This window comes from Bacteroides caecicola, from assembly GCF_023337095.1.
GTDB classification, from domain to species: domain Bacteria; phylum Bacteroidota; class Bacteroidia; order Bacteroidales; family Bacteroidaceae; genus Phocaeicola; species Phocaeicola gallinarum.
This window is the reverse complement of record NZ_JAMBLM010000002.1, coordinates 282,125-297,091: the sequence shown is the minus strand read 5'-3', so window position 1 is coordinate 297,091 and position 14,967 is coordinate 282,125. Positions and strand designations below refer to the sequence as shown.

Genomic DNA, 14,967 nt, shown 5'->3' with positions numbered 1-14,967 from the left:
TGGAAAGAGTGAAATTATAAAAAATCAGGCACGATTTACACAGATTATTACGGTCTTTATATCGTTATTCGAACCGTGAAACCCGTGTAATCCGCGCCTGAATAATTGGTTGTATTATAGGGGTAATGAAGTTTTATTTTTTATTTTGCGGCGTGTAGCGGGCGTTCAGTCCGTCTACGATTTCCTGCGTAATGTTAAATGCCTTGTTAGCATACAGCAAGTTGTCGAATCCCGTATTGCTGATGATAAGGTCGTAACCTTTTTCTTTGTTGTAGATTTGCAGGAAAGCATTGATCGAATCGCGTAACTGCAAGCTGTTCTTCTGGTTTTCAGTTTGCAAGTCAGTAGCCAGTTTTTCCTGAAGCTGCTGCAAATCGCGTTGTTTTTGTGACAGGCGGAGGTTTTCTTGTTCAGCCCGTTCGCGGCTAACGAAACCATTGTTTTCTAATTTACGTTGAAATTCGCGCATTTCCTGATCCAGCTCTTTGGCTTTTTCGTTCAGCGTAGTGCGGATATTTTCTTCTTTCTGAATCATCAGCTCGTTCAGTTCGTTCCAGTAGCGGTATTTGGTCAGTAACGAGTCTATTTCCACGTAAGCTATTTTCATTGTTCCCGGATTAACGGTAGCCGGAACTGTTTTTTCTGATGTAGCATTGTTACTGTTGTTGCATTGAACGAACAGCAACGCCATAGCCATAGCACAAAATCCTTTCAGGATATACTTTGCTCTTTTCATAATGATAGTTATTCGTATTTCTTTTTTAGTTAATTATTCTCTTTTTATTTTCGTTCCGGTATGGCATTCGGATTATTTTTCCGTGCTTCTCGGTCTTGTGATTGCACGCATCCGATGCCTCGTTCACGCATCGCTTTGCTTCCGCTTACATGCGTGTTAGGGAAACGTCCGTTCTTTTTCAGAAGTATTTTAACCGATAATAGTGCGATGCAAATAGCAACTATTAACATTGTTATCAAGATAGTCTTGAGCATTTCTTCTTATTTTTGTGGTGCAAATATATAGTTTTTGTCATAATCTCTGTGGCTTTTATGCCAAAAAAAAGATTTTGAGCGAGATAAACCTGTGTATTTAACTTATTTTTGCGGAATATTGATTATTAATTCAGATGAATAGAACAATTATTATGGAAAAGAAAGATTTAAAACCAGCATGTGTGTTTCATTATTTTGAAGAAGTGTGTCAAGTGCCTCGTCCTTCAAAGAAAGAAGGGAAAATACGGGAGTATTTAACGCACTTTGCAGAGACTCACGGACTGGAGTATAAAGTAGATGAAGCCGGAAACGTCTTGATAAAGAAGCCTGCAACTGCGGGTATGGAAAACCGTAAGAAAGTAATCCTTCAGTCACACATGGACATGGTTTGCGAAAAGAACAACGATACGCAACATGATTTTGATGTAGACCCGATTGAAACTTATATCGACGGCGAATGGCTTCGCGCGAAAGGTACAACCTTAGGAGCTGATAACGGCATCGGGGTGGCTGCGGAACTGGCTGTGCTGGCTTCGACGGACATTCAGCACGGTTCGCTGGAATGCTTGTTTACGGTAGATGAAGAGACAGGGCTGACCGGCGCTTTTGCATTGAAAGACGGTTTCATGGATGGAGAAATCCTTATCAATCTGGATTCGGAAGACGAAGGAGAACTGTTCATCGGCTGTGCCGGCGGTGCACGTACCGATGCTGAATTCCCATGTACGATGGTTCCTTCCCCCGAAGGTTTCTTCTTTTTCCGTGTAGGTGTACAGGGTCTGACGGGTGGTCATTCAGGCGATGATATCAATAAAGGCCGTGCCAATGCCAATAAGTTATTGAACCGTTACCTGATGGGCTTGATGCAGCGTTACGATTTACGTTTGTGTTCTATTGACGGCGGTAATCTGCATAATGCCATTCCTCGCGAAGCCCATGCCGTATGTGCTGTTCCGATGGAGAATAAAGAGGCTGTACGTGTCGATTTAAATGTATTCCTTGCTGACGTAGAGAATGAATATTCAGTAACCGAGCCCAACGTAACCATGACGCTTGAATCGGAAGCAGTTCAGCCCGAAGTGATGGAAAAAGAATCGATGAAGCGTTTTCTCCATGCCATTTATGCTGTTCATAACGGGGTGTATGCCATGAGTCAAGATATAGAAGGGCTGGTTGAAACGTCTTCTAATCTGGCTTCGGTTAAACAGAAAGATGGAAAAATCGTGATAGTAACCAGTCAGCGAAGCTCCATTCATTCGTCACGTGAAGATATGTCTCAAATGGTTCGTTCCGCTTTTGAGTTGGGGGGAGCTGTTACTGCAACAGGCGAAGGTTATCCGGGTTGGAAGCCTAATCCGTCTTCGGAGATACTTCGTGTGGCAACGGAAAGCTACAAGAGTCTGTTTGGGGTAGAGCCTAAGGTAAAAGCAATTCATGCGGGATTGGAATGCGGATTGTTCCTTGAAAAATATCCGTCGCTCGATATGGTTTCTTTCGGACCGACTCTGCGCGGTGTGCATTCACCCGATGAACGTATGCTGATACCTACGGTAGACAAGTTCTGGAAACATTTGATTGATGTGTTAGCTCATATTCCAGTAAAAGCATGAGCCGGAAGACAGTCGTATTTTTATGTTTGTTGGTAGCCGTTGCCGGAATGGGACTGCCGGCTGCGGCTCAGCAAACGTTCCGTGTAATGGAGTATAATGTAGAGAATCTTTTCGACTGCCGACACGACTCCTTAAAACAGGATAAAGAGTTTCTTCCCGACAGTCCGCGCGGATGGAATCAGACGCGATACAATGAAAAGTTGAAAAATATCGCCCAAGTGGTGATGGCGGCAGGAGATGAACAGGTGCCCGACCTCGTCGGATTATGTGAGGTTGAGAATGAGTATTGTGTGAAAGGCTTGGTGTCGCACTCGCCTCTGCGCGAGGCAGGATATAAGTATGCTATGACCGATTCGCCCGATGAGCGGGGAATTGATGTGGTGTTATTGTATCAGCCTGCCACGTTTCGCTGTATTCATACACAAACCATCCGCATCCCTAATCAGGTGATTGACCGACGGCCTACACGCGATATTCTTCACGTGACAGGGCGTGTGGTTTCAGGCGATACGCTTGATGTTTTTGTATGTCATTTGCCTTCGCGTTCGGGGGGAGAGAAAGAAACCGAACCTTATCGTCTTTTTACCGCCGGATACTTGCGCCGTGCGGCAGACTCGATTATGGCAGTCCGCCAAAGTCCGAATGTTATTATCATGGGAGATTTCAATGATTATCCTTCCAATCGCTCGATAGCGGAAGTGGTAGGTGCGGTGAAACCCGAAGGGGAAATAGAGGCACGTACATTATATAACTTAATGGACGGAAAGCCTGATGGTACTTACCGTTACCGGGGCGAGTGGGGAACGCTCGACCAGATGATAGTCAGCGGTTATCTGCTTGAAGGCAATCCGCGTATTCATACGTCGTATAAAGCTGCCTGCATCTTGCGCTATCCGTTTCTTTTGGAGGAAGACGACCGTTACGGGGGAGACATTCCCTTTCGCACTTATAAGGGGATGAAATACCACGGCGGTTACAGCGACCATCTTCCTGTTTTGCTTGAGTTGGAAGTTTCAGAGTAGACCTAACTCCTTAGCTATTTGATACGCCTGAATCGAGTTGCCGGCATGTAATTTCTCTAAAATATTTTGCCGGTGACGGTTCACGGTGTTAATGCTGATACATAACAACCGGGCGATGTCTTTGCTTGCTTTCCCTTCACCGATGAATGACAGTATTTCTTTTTCTCGTGTGGTCAGTATGTTCTGTTCCGACAGCCTGTCGGGTTCTATGCCTGTTCCGTTCGAAGTGTCGATAATCATCCGGCTGTCTGCCTTTTCTCCGGTGGCAGATAAATTATAAAGACACAGCGCCAACCAGATGCTTCCGTTAGGTGCACTGGCTATGTAAAACATACGGTGGATAACCGGAAAGTATTTCCCATCTTTATTCCTCATGCGTATGCGGTTCGCTATATAATAGTCGGTACGTTTCTCAACAGGCATTTTCTTTAAGAAATGAAAGAACCTTAGCTCTTGCGCATATTTTTCGACGAGGTCTTCCGGGTGAATCTGTTTAAATATTTTTTCCTCCCAAATCGATGAAATGGTTTGTTCCGTATTCTTGGGAGCTATGTCCAGTGTTTCAGCCACGCCCCCATAATACAGATAGCTGATATTGGCTTTCATGTCGCTGAGCACTGCGATGGCATTTTCTGTGCGGGCGTAGGTGCGAGCCGTCATTTTATGGGTGGTTAAAATGCTTTCACAGTCCTTGTCTGTTGTCGAAAACTCTTGGTTAAGCAGTTTATTATTTAATGTTTGCTGTATATCCATGTGGTTAGGCAGATGGAAAATGGTTATTTATCAGTATTGCCCGCTTGTGAAAGGCGGATTATCTTTGCAAATGTAATGAAGTAAAACTAAATAAAATAACATGAAGAAACTAATATTTGCTCTTTGGGCTTTTTGTGGAGTGCAGGCGCTTTCTGCACAGACATTAGAGAAGATGAATTGGTTTAACGAACCCGAACAATGGGAGATTAAAGATAACTCGCTTTCGATGTTTGTTACTCCGCACAGTGATTATTGGCGCATTTCCCATTACGGGTTTACGGTTGATGACGCACCTTTTTATTATGCCGAATACGGAGGAGAGTTCGAGGCTAAGGTAAAAATTACGGGAGATTATCGTGTGCGTTTCGACCAAGCGGGGATGATGCTCCGTATTGACCACGAAAATTATATCAAGGCAGGCATTGAGTACGTTGATGGGAAATTCAATTTGAGCACCGTGGTTACCCATCACACAAGCGATTGGAGTGTGATTGCGCTCGATGAGCCTGTGTCTTGTGTCTGGATTAAAGCCGTAAGACGGTTGGACGCCATAGAAATATTTTATTCGTTCGATGACAAAACTTACACCATGATGCGGAATGCGTGGATGCCGGATAATACGCCGATAAAAGTGGGAGTAATGGGAGCATGTCCCGATGGGGAAGGTTTTAATGTCCGGTTCGAACACTTCCAAGTAAAGCATCTGCCGGACAAGCGGCGCTTGGAATGGCTGGAGAAAAATTCTGCCGAGTGATGATTTGTCCGTAAAATAGGGTTTTGTAAATGCTTTATTATTAGTGTATTACGATTTGTCGGAAAGGCAGGAAAACCTTTGCGGTAGAACCGGTCGGTTCTCCGAATAGAATTGGTCAACTCTACCGCATGGAATGACCAACACTAACGGTAGCGTTTGGGGGTGTGTCATCGGCGGATTTCTTTTTGCGTTCTCGTGAGGCAAAAAGGTATAAACAGGCTTGTAAAAAAACGCCGTTATGTCGGGTGATACATAACGGCGTTTTTTTTATGGGGTTTTAATGTTTACGCTCCGAATGCCTTATGAAACTCTACCACGGCCTCTATTCCTTTGCGGAAAATGTCGAGCGAAAAGTTTTCGTTGGGCGAGTGGATGGCATCACTTTCCAGTCCGAATCCCATCAGCACGGTCTTGATGCCCAAAATCCGTTCAAAGTCGCTGATAATGGGGATGCTTCCCCCACGGCGTACAGCAAGCGGTTTCTGACCGAACGCTTTGGTGAATCCTTTTTCGGCTGCTTGGTAGGCAGGAAGGGTGATGGGACATACATAGCCTTCTCCTCCGTGCATCGGGGTTACTTTAACTTCCACGTATTCCGGGGCAATGGATTGGATGTAGTCGACAAACAGGCGCGAAATCTTCTCGTGGTCTTGGTGCGGTACGAGGCGGCTCGATACTTTGGCATACGCTTTCGAGGGCAATACGGTTTTTGAACCTTCGCCCGTGTATCCGCCCCAGATGCCGCATACGTCGAACGAAGGGCGGCAACTGTTCCGTTCCAGCGTAGAATATCCTTTTTCGCCTTTCAAAGCCTTGACTCCGATTGCTTTTTTGTATTTTTCTTCGTCGAACGGAATGCGGGCTATCATCTCGCGTTCGGCGGCGGGTACATCCTCTACGTCATCGTAAAAGTGAGGGATGGTGATGCGTCCGTCTTCATCGACAATCTTAGCCAACATCTCACACAGCGTATTGATGGGGTTTGCCACAGCTCCCCCGAAATGTCCGGAGTGTAAGTCGCGGTTGGGTCCGGTCACTTCAATTTCCCAATACGCCAATCCGCGCAGCCCTGTGGTGAGCGAGGGCAGGTCGGCACCTAACATACTCGTGTCGGAAACCAATATTACGTCAGCCTTCAGCAACTCCTGATGTGCTTTCAGAAAAGCGTTGAGGCTGGGTGAGCCAATTTCTTCTTCGCCCTCAAAGATGAATTTCACATTGTGGCGCAACAGCCCTTCGCGCACCATGTATTCGAAAGCCTTTACCTGAATCATCGCCTGCCCCTTATCATCGTCGGCTCCGCGCGCCCAAATACGCCCGTCGCGGATTTCCGGTTCAAACGGTTTGCTGTTCCAAAGCTCCAGCGGCTCGGCAGGCATTACGTCGTAATGTGCATAAACCAGTACGGTGGGGGCTTCGGGCGACACACGCTTTTCGGCATACACCAGCGGGTTTCCCTCCGAGGGCATAATCATCGCCTCGTCTGCACCCGCTTCGAGAAGTAACTGCCGCCACCGTTCGGCACAAGCCAGCATGTCGTCTTTATGTTCGGGCAGTGCGCTTATGCTGGGTATGCGGATAAGGCTGAACAGTTCGTCGAGGAAGCGCGGTTCGTTTTTTTGAATGTATTGTCTGATGTCCATAAGTGTTATATTTATTTGTTTATCCGCTAAGATAATAATTTTTTTTCGCTCGTAGCGTATTTATACGTATATTTGGCTTTGAAAGAACTATAAGCGGAATGCGTTATGAAGAAACAAAATTACGGAGGGATTGGTGTGTTGTTATTATGTGTCGTGCTGGCTATGGCTGCCTGTACGCAGAGTCCTTTTATTAACAGCGAGCGCACCATGCCGGGAAAATGGCTGGTAGAGGACATTGAGTACCTCGGACATGACGGCTGGGCATACTTGCCTTTCGATACCGGAGACATGCTTGATTTTGCTGATAACGGACGTTTTACCGTGACGGGAAGCGATGATTATCGGGCGGACGGGAATTGGTGGACAGACGAGAAGTCGCAACATTCTTACGTTTATCTTCGGCTCGACGGAGCGGATGAAATTACGACGGCACGTGTTAAGAAGGTTTCGGGCGGAAGAATCGTATGGGCGGTTTATCCTCAATATTGGGATGAGTATACAGAGGGTTATCCCCTTTACGAAATAACCCTTCTGAGTCAGAAATAAAAAATTAAACGGCAGGCGCTAAAACAATCGGCTTGCGCGGTCAAGTAAGTAATAGTCTAACAGCGTCATGGCTGTCATAGCTTCTACGATGGGTACGGCTCTCGGAAGCACACATGCATCGTGCCGTCCGCGTGCCTGAAGCACGGTTTCACGTCCGTTCACGTCTACCGTAGGCTGCTCCATCAGCACCGTTGCCACGGGCTTGAACGCAACTCGGAAATAAATGTCCTCGCCGTTGCTGATGCCTCCCTGTATGCCCCCCGAACGGTTGGTACGCAGGGCGATATGTCCGTTGTCATTATAAAATAAATCGTTCTGCTGACTTCCTTTCAGGTTCATGCTGCCAAATCCCTGTCCGTACTCGAACCCTTTGGCTGCATTGATGCTGAGCATGGCGTTGCCTAACGCAGCGTGCAGTTTCCCGAATACCGGTTGTCCCAGTCCGATGGGGCAACCTTTCACCACACACGAAATGACTCCGCCTACCGTGTCTCCTTCTCCTTTTATATTATAAATGTAATCGCCCATCTGTTTAGCCATCTCCGGGTCGGGGCAACGAACCGGGTTTTCTTCCGCCACGCTCAAATCGTAATGCGTATAATCTTTATCCAGCTTATAAATTCCCACTTGCGAGGTAAAGGCGGTTACGGTAACGCCCAATTGCTTCAGCGCCAGTTTCGCCAAAGCTCCGCCAACAACGCGCGCGATGGTCTCCCGCGCCGACGAGCGTCCCCCTCCGCGATGGTCGCGCACACTGTATTTCTGCGTATAAGTATAATCGGCGTGCGAGGGACGGAATACGTCTTTCATGTTGTCATAATCGTTGGAATGTTGGTTGGTATTCCATATCACGAATCCGATGGGGCATCCTGTCGATACCCCCTCGTAGATACCCGACAGAAACTCCACCTTGTCTGCCTCTTTGCGTGCGGTAGTAAGCGCCGACTGTCCGGGGCGGCGGCGGTCGAGTTCATGTTGGATGAAATCTTCATCAATGGATATTCCGGCAGGAAAACCGTCTATCACTCCTCCTATTGCCTTCCCATGCGATTCTCCAAAGCTGGTAAGGCGGAATATGTTGCCAAAAGTATTGTTGTACATAATATTTGTTCGTTTTTAGTTGAAATGAGAAACATTTGTAAACACAAAAGTAAGAAAATAAAACGAAAGATGCAAAACCGGATAAAAACGGCGGAAGGAAGGAGGAGGCTTGTGAGGCTGTATTTAAATTTCTGTATCCGTAACCTCAAAAGTTCATTCCGTGGCGCGTTCGGAGAAAAGGGAAGGAGATGTTTCTGTATAGAAATCGGAATTTCGGTCGACAGGCGTAACAATACAATGAATTATTCTACTATTTTTCCTTTGGTTTGTTAGAAAAAACCAAAATATTCTCTTATATTTACTGCCCGAAACAGGAAATAACGCTAAACGACATACAATTATGAAATTCTCGAACATATTTCTGGCTGTTTTAGGCTGCTTTTTATGGACTGCTGCTGCATGGGCGCAGAATACGATCCCTTATCGCTTTGCAACGCGGGCAGAAGCTCAAATGTTGATAACCGATATCGACGAGTATACGAATAGTTTGAATCAGTTTGACGTAGAGGTGCGTTTGCAGAAGAAGGACGGACGCAAATCGCAATTTCTGACATTGGCGATGAATGAAACGCAAAACTGGAGCGACCAAGACCGCGAAAAAGTGAATAAAGCAATGAAGGCTATTAGCGACCAGATACAAAAGCAGAAATTTACGCTTCATTTTCCGAAAGAGATAATCCTGCTGAAGACCTCTATGAAAGAAGAGGGAAACCGCAGTGGATATGCGCGTAAAAACTGGATTGCTTTGGGCGAAAACCTTTTGAGCGGGGCTTCGGAAGACAGCTTGCAGCAGGTGTTGACGCATGAACTTTTCCATATCCTTACACGGAGTGACTTGGTATTCAAGCGTGCGATGTATAAAACGATAGGCTTCACGGTGCTTAATCGGGAGATTCTGTTTCCGGCAGATGTAATCGAGAAACGCATATCCGACCCCGACATCAACCGTTACGACAATTATGCTACATTTACGATTGATGGCAGTAAGCGGAATTGTGCCATGATTATGTATACCAGCCGTCCTTACGAAAGCGGAAGCCTCAATGAGTACGTTTGCGTCGGATTAATTCCGTTGAACAACCAGTTCGTTCCGGTGCAGATGAACGGAGAAACAGTTATTTATCCGCTTGATAAGGCTACCGATCTCTATACGCAGATAGGTAAGAACACCCGTAATGTTACGAATCCCGAAGAAATACTTGCCGATAATTTTTCGTACGTAATATTAAATAAGACAGAAGTTCCGACTCCTGAAATTCTTGATAATATCCGCAAGGTATTAAAGCGCAAATAAAATCAGAATAAAAGTGTTTTGACTTCTTCAGGCATATAACCGCTGCGGATGCGCCATTCTTGAGGATAAAGATTGTTGGCTCGGTTTCCGATATTTTTAGCGAAGCCTAACGGATGGTTTTGATACGTTAGTATGACGTAGCCTTTCGGAATGGAAGCATCCAGCGTTATAGCTTCTTTGCGGAGGTAAGCAATGGCCTGCTCGTAAGTGAGGTCTGCCAGCGGGAAAACCTGTGGGGCAAGTTGTGTACTCATAGCCAGTGAATGAGACGGTTGCCAGTCTTTACCTTTTTGCTCAGCCAGCGTAATACCTGCATGAATTACTCGGAGCGTTTGTTTCATCCGCATGTATAAATCTTTCCAAGTGGCAGGAAAAGCGGTTATCGTACCGTTTTCTGCCGAAAACTCGTATTGTTTGTGGTCTGCTATCCATTCGGTTACAGCTTTGGGGTAAGCTACGGTTTGTTTTTTGTCTGTCGGCTTGTTCTTCTTGTTGCGTTTGGATGCCGGTTCATAAGAGTCTTCACAAGTTTTACGCAATACAGCGAGAAATAAACCTTCTCCTTCTGTGCGGTGAGGCAGGAAGCGGTAAACAGGGAACTCACCTCCGGTAAGGTTTCCGGAAATATTCCAAGCAGCATCGGTTTCTATCGGAAGCACCTCAGCCCCCAATTCACGGGCAATCCACGCTACATTGTCCTCATTCTCTTCGCGGTTGAATGTGCATGTGCTGTAAATCAGTATGCCGTTTGGTTTCAGGCATCCCCAAATGGCTTGTAAGATGCGCCGTTGACGCTGCCAGCATACATTTACATTCTCCAAACTCCATTCCGAAACGGCTGTTTCATCTTTGCGGAACATGCCTTCTCCCGAACAGGGAACATCGGTCAGGATAACATCGAACACTCCTCCCAATTCTGCAAAATCGGCTGGGTCGTTGTTTGTAACAACTACCGAAGGATGCCCCCACTTTATCAGGTTTTCGGCCAATACCTGCGAACGGTTCCGGATAACTTCGTTTGCCACCAGCAGACTGCCTTCTGGCAATACGGAGCGTGCCAATGTGGATTTACCTCCCGGAGCTGCACAAAGGTCGAGCATGACCACCGGCTCGTGAACATATTGTCGTAACGCCTGCTCGACAAACATTGATGACGCCTCCTGCACGTAGTAACACCCGGCGTGAAACAGGGGGTCGAATGTAAACGTGGGCCGATAGTCTAAGTACCATCCCTTGCTCCATGCTACGGGAGTTGCATGAAGCGGATGAAGCGGACATTTGTCGTTATTCATGCGGATACTTACAGGCGTTTCGCGGGTCAGCGCTTCGCAAAGTTCGTTACAGGCTTCCGCGCCCATCAGTTGGCGAGTCTGTTCTATAAAATCAAAAGGCAGGTTCATTATCTTTTCTTTTTTATTTGTTTAATGCTCCGCAGTGGGGACAGATTCCTTTGTTTTTCATTTTGGCTCCGCAAGCTCCGCAGGCATACGGATAACACGCTGCATTTCGTAATCGTTGGATGCACCATATCGTATAAGCAGCAAAACAAAGATAGGCTGCGTAAATCCATATATATGTAAAGAATATATATAAGAAAATACAGCATGAGGCTAATCCGAGGAGGTAGAAGAAAGCAACTTCAAGCGTGGTCTGGTGAAAAAGGTCGTCGAGCATGGCTATACCTACCAGCGCGATGAGCCAGAGGCAAAGCAAAAATAGGCTTAATAAAAATGTTTGTTCGAAAGGATTGAGCGAAGGATTATAATAATAACACTCCCACGTATGCGGAGCAAACTGTTGCAGGCTGTTATAAAGGGTAGCTGCTGCCGCCAGTAGCCATGACAGTGTGATGGGAAATATGCTGTCTATATCATTAACCCAAATCAGTTTGATTTGCTTTTTACTTACGGCTCTATAAACAGTCCATAAGAAGAATATTCCTAAGATGGAGAAGAAAGCTAAGGCACGTGAACTGCTGAACCAGTGGATACATTGCGAAATGGGGTCAACAGGGACAATGTTTTCTAAAAGCGTTTTTTCCTGAATCCACCCGATGGTGGCTTGGTCGCGTGCCACTTTAACCCATACCGAATCGGCTGAGTCTTCAGGATGAATAGCAAATTCGGCAAACACCAGCTCATCGTCACACGTTACCGGGACAGAGTCGGTAAACGGCAGCTGGTGCAGCCAAAGCGTATCGGCAAGTACCTTGAAGTTGGAACTTAACGGATAGGGGCGTGTTTGAATGGAAGAATCTGTTAGTTCCGTCTGTCCATTGACGGAAGCGGATGCCCCTGTCCGGAAATGGCAGGCACTGACACATATAGCCAGCAAGAATAGCAATAGCAAATATTTAGTGGGTCGCATGGCTGTCGGTATCCGTTAAAACTTTCATGAGACATGCTTTGCAGTCGAATTCCAGACGGAAGCGTCGTCCGTCTCCGCTTATCAGATAGTAAGGCTCACGGTAAGGCGAGCGTGTCTTTTGGCGGGTAGGACACCATCCCATGCTGTAACGCAGGCAGTGCTTACACGTCATGAGTACGGCATCGGCCGGTGCTTCTTTTTCAAAGGCAGGAGCAATGCGCCGTACCCCGTGCGACAAGTAGAATCCGTATGCCGATTTGTTCATCACATTGCCTGCATACGTTAACTCTTGTACCGGGAAAGCATGATGCGTTTCGGGTAATCGTTCCCATTGTTGCGGGTAGTTGATGCGTCGGGCGGCTAATAATGCTTCGATTCCCCGACGGCGCAAGTCTGCCAGTTCGGAAGAAGGAATGAACCAATCGGCAGAAAGGTTGATTTGGATGGCTTCCGCTTCGAAAGGCGTATTGCCCAACTTGCTTAACTGATTGCGCAAGTTTTCTGTTTGAGGGGTACGCGCCGCCTCTTTTGCGCGGGGCAACGTAACGCTGATGCGGTTATCGTCTTCATCGGTCAGCGAAAGTGTAAAGCCGAAAGCGTTTTCTTCGAACGCCATGTTTATTGCCACTTTCCTTTCTGCCGATTTCTTTTGCATCTGCCGTTCAAACTCTTGGTCGAAATTACGGTACAGCTTGGTCTTGGGCTTTATTCGGGGCATCTCTTGAGGGAATAGCTTGTTGCCCTCCACGCGGTTCACCCGGAATCCGCACAGCTTACCCTGCTCGTCTATGTAGCACAGTCCGTCACCGTTATTGAAAGAAGTGATACCCGCCACACTCAGATAATTGTTCCGCACTTCTTTTACCGTTCCTACCTCTTCGCCCATCGACTTCGGTGTGTTAAACGAAAAAATATTGCGGTTACGCCCGTGCAAGAAATAATCGGTAAAGCCCCGGCTGAAACTTTTATCTAATTGGGGACGGAATCCCAGCTTTACACGTCCGGAAGACGCGCGGGCATATTCCGGACGGCGTCTGAATATTTCGTCCAGCTTTTTCCGATAATATGCCGTAACGTTCTTTACGTAAGCCACGTCTTTCAGTCTGCCTTCTATTTTCAGCGAAGAAGCTCCCGCATCGAGCAAGGCTTCCAGATTCTCGCTTTGGTTCATGTCTTTCAGCGAAAGCAGGTGTTTGTCCTTTGCTATCACTTTGCCGTCGGCATCTACCATGTCGAAAGCAAGGCGGCAGAACTGTGCGCACTCACCACGGTTGGCGCTGCGTCCGTAACACGCCTGACTGACGTAACACTGTCCGCTGTAACTTACGCACAGCGCACCGTGAACAAATACTTCGAGCAACGTGTCGGGGCAGGCTGCGTGTATCTTTGCTATCTCATCGAGTGTCAGTTCGCGGGCAAGCACTATCTGGCGGAATCCCGCTTCGGCGAGAAACCGGGCTTTCTGCACACTGCGGTTGTCCATCTGCGTGCTGGCATGAAGCGGGATAGGGGGCAGGTTCAGTCGCGTGATGCCCAAGTCTTGGATAATCAGTGCATCCACACCGATGCGGTAAAGTTCCCAGATAAGTTTTTCGGTATCACTTAACTCTTCATCGCGAAGAATCGTGTTCACCGTTACGTAGATACGTACATTATATATATGTGCATACGCCACTAATGCAGCGATGTCCTCTATCGAGTTTCCCGCCGCCGCACGTGCCCCGAATCGGGGTGCGCCTATGTAAACAGCATCTGCCCCGTGGTTTACAGCCTCTATGCCACACTCCACATTCTTTGCCGGAGCAAGCAGTTCTATCAAGCGTTGTTTCTTCATTACTTGATTTGGTTAATATCGTAAGGAGTTTCCTGATAAACGTAATAGTTCAGCCAGTTAGAAAACAGCAGGTTTGCCACGCTGCGCCATCTCACCAGCGGTCCCTCATCGGGCTGGTCATGACGGTAGTAATTCTTCGGCATGTCGATAGCCAGCCCCTTTGCCAAATCGCGGCGATATTCCGTGTCGAGTGTGTAGGGCGAATATTCCGAATGTCCGGTTACGAAAAACTCACGTCCGCCGCGTGCCATTACGATGTGTACGCCCGAATCGGCCGACTCGGAGATGATGCGTAGCGCCGGACAGCGTTCGATGTCCTCGCGGCGCACTTCCGTATGGCGGCTGTGGGGAACGAAAAACACATCGTCGAATCCGCGGAAGATAGGCAAGTGCTGGAAACCTTCGCAGATATGGTGTTCGAATATGCCGAACATCTTTTTCGGAAGCGGATATTTCGGTATGCCGTAATGGTGATACAGCCCCGCCTGTGCCGCCCAGCAGATGTAAAAAGTAGAGGTGACGTGCGTGCGGGTCCAGTTGAAAATGTCTTGAATCTCATGCCAGTAATTCACCTCTTCAAAGTCTAACAACTCTACGGGCGCACCGGTGATGATCATGCCGTCGAACTTCTCGTCGCGCATCAGGTCGAAATCGCGGTAAAACGCTTTCATGTGTTCTATCGGGGTATTTTTCGACGTGTGGCTTTTCAGTTTCATGAAGCTGACTTCTATCTGAAGCGGAGAGTTTGAAAGCAAACGGATAAGGTCGGTTTCCGTCGTTATTTTGATAGGCATCAGGTTGAGGATGACAATCTTCAGCGGACGGATATCCTGCGTGGTGGCACGCGAACTGTCGATAACAAATATATTTTCTTCCTTCAGCAGGTCAATAGCCGGAAGCCGGTCGGGTAAATTAAGTGGCATAGCTGGTTAGTTTTATTTTCGGGCAAAGGTAATAAATTTGTTGCCTCGATACCACGCACCTTCCTTAAAAAGTCGTTGAAAAAATTCTACCGTATATGTTGGTCAACACATACGTATGCGTTAACCAACA

At 47.1% G+C, this 14,967-nt stretch carries 14 protein-coding genes; 5 read left to right on the top strand and 9 right to left on the bottom strand.

The window, feature by feature from the left end; all coding sequences use genetic code 11:
* Positions 1-133: 133 nt before the first annotated feature.
* The gene (locus tag M3085_RS02945) at positions 134-736 is read right to left on the bottom strand and encodes an OmpH family outer membrane protein (protein WP_178256073.1); all 603 of its coding nucleotides are present in this window, start codon (positions 734-736) and stop codon (positions 134-136) included.
* Between the two features lie 44 nt (positions 737-780).
* Positions 781-990, bottom strand: coding sequence for a hypothetical protein (locus M3085_RS02940; protein WP_178256074.1), 210 nt, complete (start codon positions 988-990; stop codon positions 781-783).
* A 152-nt stretch (positions 991-1,142) separates the two neighbouring features.
* On the opposite strand from M3085_RS02940, the gene M3085_RS02935 reads away from it, so the two are divergent.
* Both M3085_RS02935 and M3085_RS02930 read left to right on the top strand, forming a co-directional pair.
* A complete protein-coding gene (locus M3085_RS02935) occupies positions 1,143-2,600 on the top strand; it encodes an aminoacyl-histidine dipeptidase (protein ID WP_249052242.1) in 1,458 nt (485 codons plus the stop codon).
* The gene (locus tag M3085_RS02930) at positions 2,597-3,622 is read left to right on the top strand and encodes an endonuclease (protein WP_410554094.1); all 1,026 of its coding nucleotides are present in this window, start codon (positions 2,597-2,599) and stop codon (positions 3,620-3,622) included. The genes M3085_RS02935 and M3085_RS02930 overlap by 4 nt, the downstream gene beginning before the upstream one ends.
* On the opposite strand, the gene M3085_RS02925 is transcribed toward M3085_RS02930, so the two are convergent.
* Complete coding sequence (locus M3085_RS02925) at positions 3,614-4,375, bottom strand: response regulator transcription factor (protein ID WP_249052241.1); 762 nt, start codon at positions 4,373-4,375, stop codon at positions 3,614-3,616. The two genes, M3085_RS02930 and M3085_RS02925, sit on opposite strands and share 9 nt — an antisense overlap.
* 100 nt (positions 4,376-4,475) lie before the next feature.
* Between M3085_RS02925 and M3085_RS02920 the strand changes: the two genes are divergently transcribed.
* A complete protein-coding gene (locus tag M3085_RS02920; protein WP_191710354.1) occupies positions 4,476-5,129 on the top strand; it encodes a DUF1349 domain-containing protein in 654 nt (217 codons plus the stop codon).
* 284 nt (positions 5,130-5,413) lie between these two features.
* Here the strand turns inward: M3085_RS02920 and M3085_RS02915 are convergent, their stop codons facing one another.
* The gene (locus M3085_RS02915; RefSeq protein ID WP_249052240.1) at positions 5,414-6,772 is read right to left on the bottom strand and encodes a dipeptidase; all 1,359 of its coding nucleotides are present in this window, start codon (positions 6,770-6,772) and stop codon (positions 5,414-5,416) included.
* Between the two features lie 105 nt (positions 6,773-6,877).
* On the opposite strand from M3085_RS02915, the gene M3085_RS02910 reads away from it, so the two are divergent.
* Positions 6,878-7,318 carry a hypothetical protein gene (locus tag M3085_RS02910; RefSeq protein ID WP_191710356.1) on the top strand — a complete coding sequence of 147 codons (441 nt, stop codon included), beginning with the start codon at positions 6,878-6,880 and terminating at the stop codon, positions 7,316-7,318.
* Between the two features lie 18 nt (positions 7,319-7,336).
* Here the strand turns inward: M3085_RS02910 and aroC are convergent, their stop codons facing one another.
* The gene (aroC, locus tag M3085_RS02905; RefSeq protein ID WP_249052239.1) at positions 7,337-8,419 is read right to left on the bottom strand and encodes a chorismate synthase; all 1,083 of its coding nucleotides are present in this window, start codon (positions 8,417-8,419) and stop codon (positions 7,337-7,339) included.
* 340 nt (positions 8,420-8,759) lie between these two features.
* Between aroC and M3085_RS02900 the strand changes: the two genes are divergently transcribed.
* Complete coding sequence (locus tag M3085_RS02900) at positions 8,760-9,713, top strand: hypothetical protein (protein WP_225230950.1); 954 nt, start codon at positions 8,760-8,762, stop codon at positions 9,711-9,713.
* 2 nt (positions 9,714-9,715) lie between these two features.
* Here M3085_RS02900 and M3085_RS02895 read toward each other — a convergent pair whose 3' ends face one another.
* From M3085_RS02895 to metA, 4 genes are read right to left on the bottom strand one after another with little or no spacing between them, the layout of a single operon-like run.
* Positions 9,716-11,113, bottom strand: coding sequence for a methyltransferase RsmF C-terminal domain-like protein (locus M3085_RS02895; protein ID WP_178256081.1), 1,398 nt, complete (start codon positions 11,111-11,113; stop codon positions 9,716-9,718).
* A gap of 13 nt (positions 11,114-11,126) precedes the next feature.
* Positions 11,127-12,080, bottom strand: coding sequence for a hypothetical protein (locus M3085_RS02890; RefSeq protein WP_249052238.1), 954 nt, complete (start codon positions 12,078-12,080; stop codon positions 11,127-11,129).
* A complete protein-coding gene (locus M3085_RS02885; RefSeq protein ID WP_249052237.1) occupies positions 12,067-13,914 on the bottom strand; it encodes a peptidase U32 family protein in 1,848 nt (615 codons plus the stop codon). Before M3085_RS02885 ends, M3085_RS02890 begins: the two co-directional genes overlap by 14 nt.
* Complete coding sequence (metA, locus tag M3085_RS02880) at positions 13,914-14,837, bottom strand: homoserine O-succinyltransferase (RefSeq protein WP_178256084.1); 924 nt, start codon at positions 14,835-14,837, stop codon at positions 13,914-13,916. The genes M3085_RS02885 and metA overlap by 1 nt, the downstream gene beginning before the upstream one ends.
* Between the last annotated feature and the right edge of the window lie 130 nt (positions 14,838-14,967).

Bases quoted from the DNA above. Each gene is read 5' to 3' on its own strand.
- M3085_RS02945 (WP_178256073.1), bottom strand. From the start codon at position 736: ATGAAAAGAGCAAAGTATATCCTGAAAGGATTTTGTGCTATGGCTATG.
- M3085_RS02940 (WP_178256074.1), bottom strand. From the start codon at position 990: ATGCTCAAGACTATCTTGATAACAATGTTAATAGTTGCTATTTGCATC.
- M3085_RS02935 (WP_249052242.1), top strand. From the start codon at position 1,143: ATGGAAAAGAAAGATTTAAAACCAGCATGTGTGTTTCATTATTTTGAA.
- M3085_RS02930 (WP_410554094.1), top strand. From the start codon at position 2,597: ATGAGCCGGAAGACAGTCGTATTTTTATGTTTGTTGGTAGCCGTTGCC.
- M3085_RS02925 (WP_249052241.1), bottom strand. From the start codon at position 4,375: ATGGATATACAGCAAACATTAAATAATAAACTGCTTAACCAAGAGTTT.
- M3085_RS02920 (WP_191710354.1), top strand. From the start codon at position 4,476: ATGAAGAAACTAATATTTGCTCTTTGGGCTTTTTGTGGAGTGCAGGCG.
- M3085_RS02915 (WP_249052240.1), bottom strand. From the start codon at position 6,772: ATGGACATCAGACAATACATTCAAAAAAACGAACCGCGCTTCCTCGAC.
- M3085_RS02910 (WP_191710356.1), top strand. From the start codon at position 6,878: ATGAAGAAACAAAATTACGGAGGGATTGGTGTGTTGTTATTATGTGTC.
- aroC (WP_249052239.1), bottom strand. From the start codon at position 8,419: ATGTACAACAATACTTTTGGCAACATATTCCGCCTTACCAGCTTTGGA.
- M3085_RS02900 (WP_225230950.1), top strand. From the start codon at position 8,760: ATGAAATTCTCGAACATATTTCTGGCTGTTTTAGGCTGCTTTTTATGG.
- M3085_RS02895 (WP_178256081.1), bottom strand. From the start codon at position 11,113: ATGAACCTGCCTTTTGATTTTATAGAACAGACTCGCCAACTGATGGGC.
- M3085_RS02890 (WP_249052238.1), bottom strand. From the start codon at position 12,080: ATGCGACCCACTAAATATTTGCTATTGCTATTCTTGCTGGCTATATGT.
- M3085_RS02885 (WP_249052237.1), bottom strand. From the start codon at position 13,914: ATGAAGAAACAACGCTTGATAGAACTGCTTGCTCCGGCAAAGAATGTG.
- metA (WP_178256084.1), bottom strand. From the start codon at position 14,837: ATGCCACTTAATTTACCCGACCGGCTTCCGGCTATTGACCTGCTGAAG.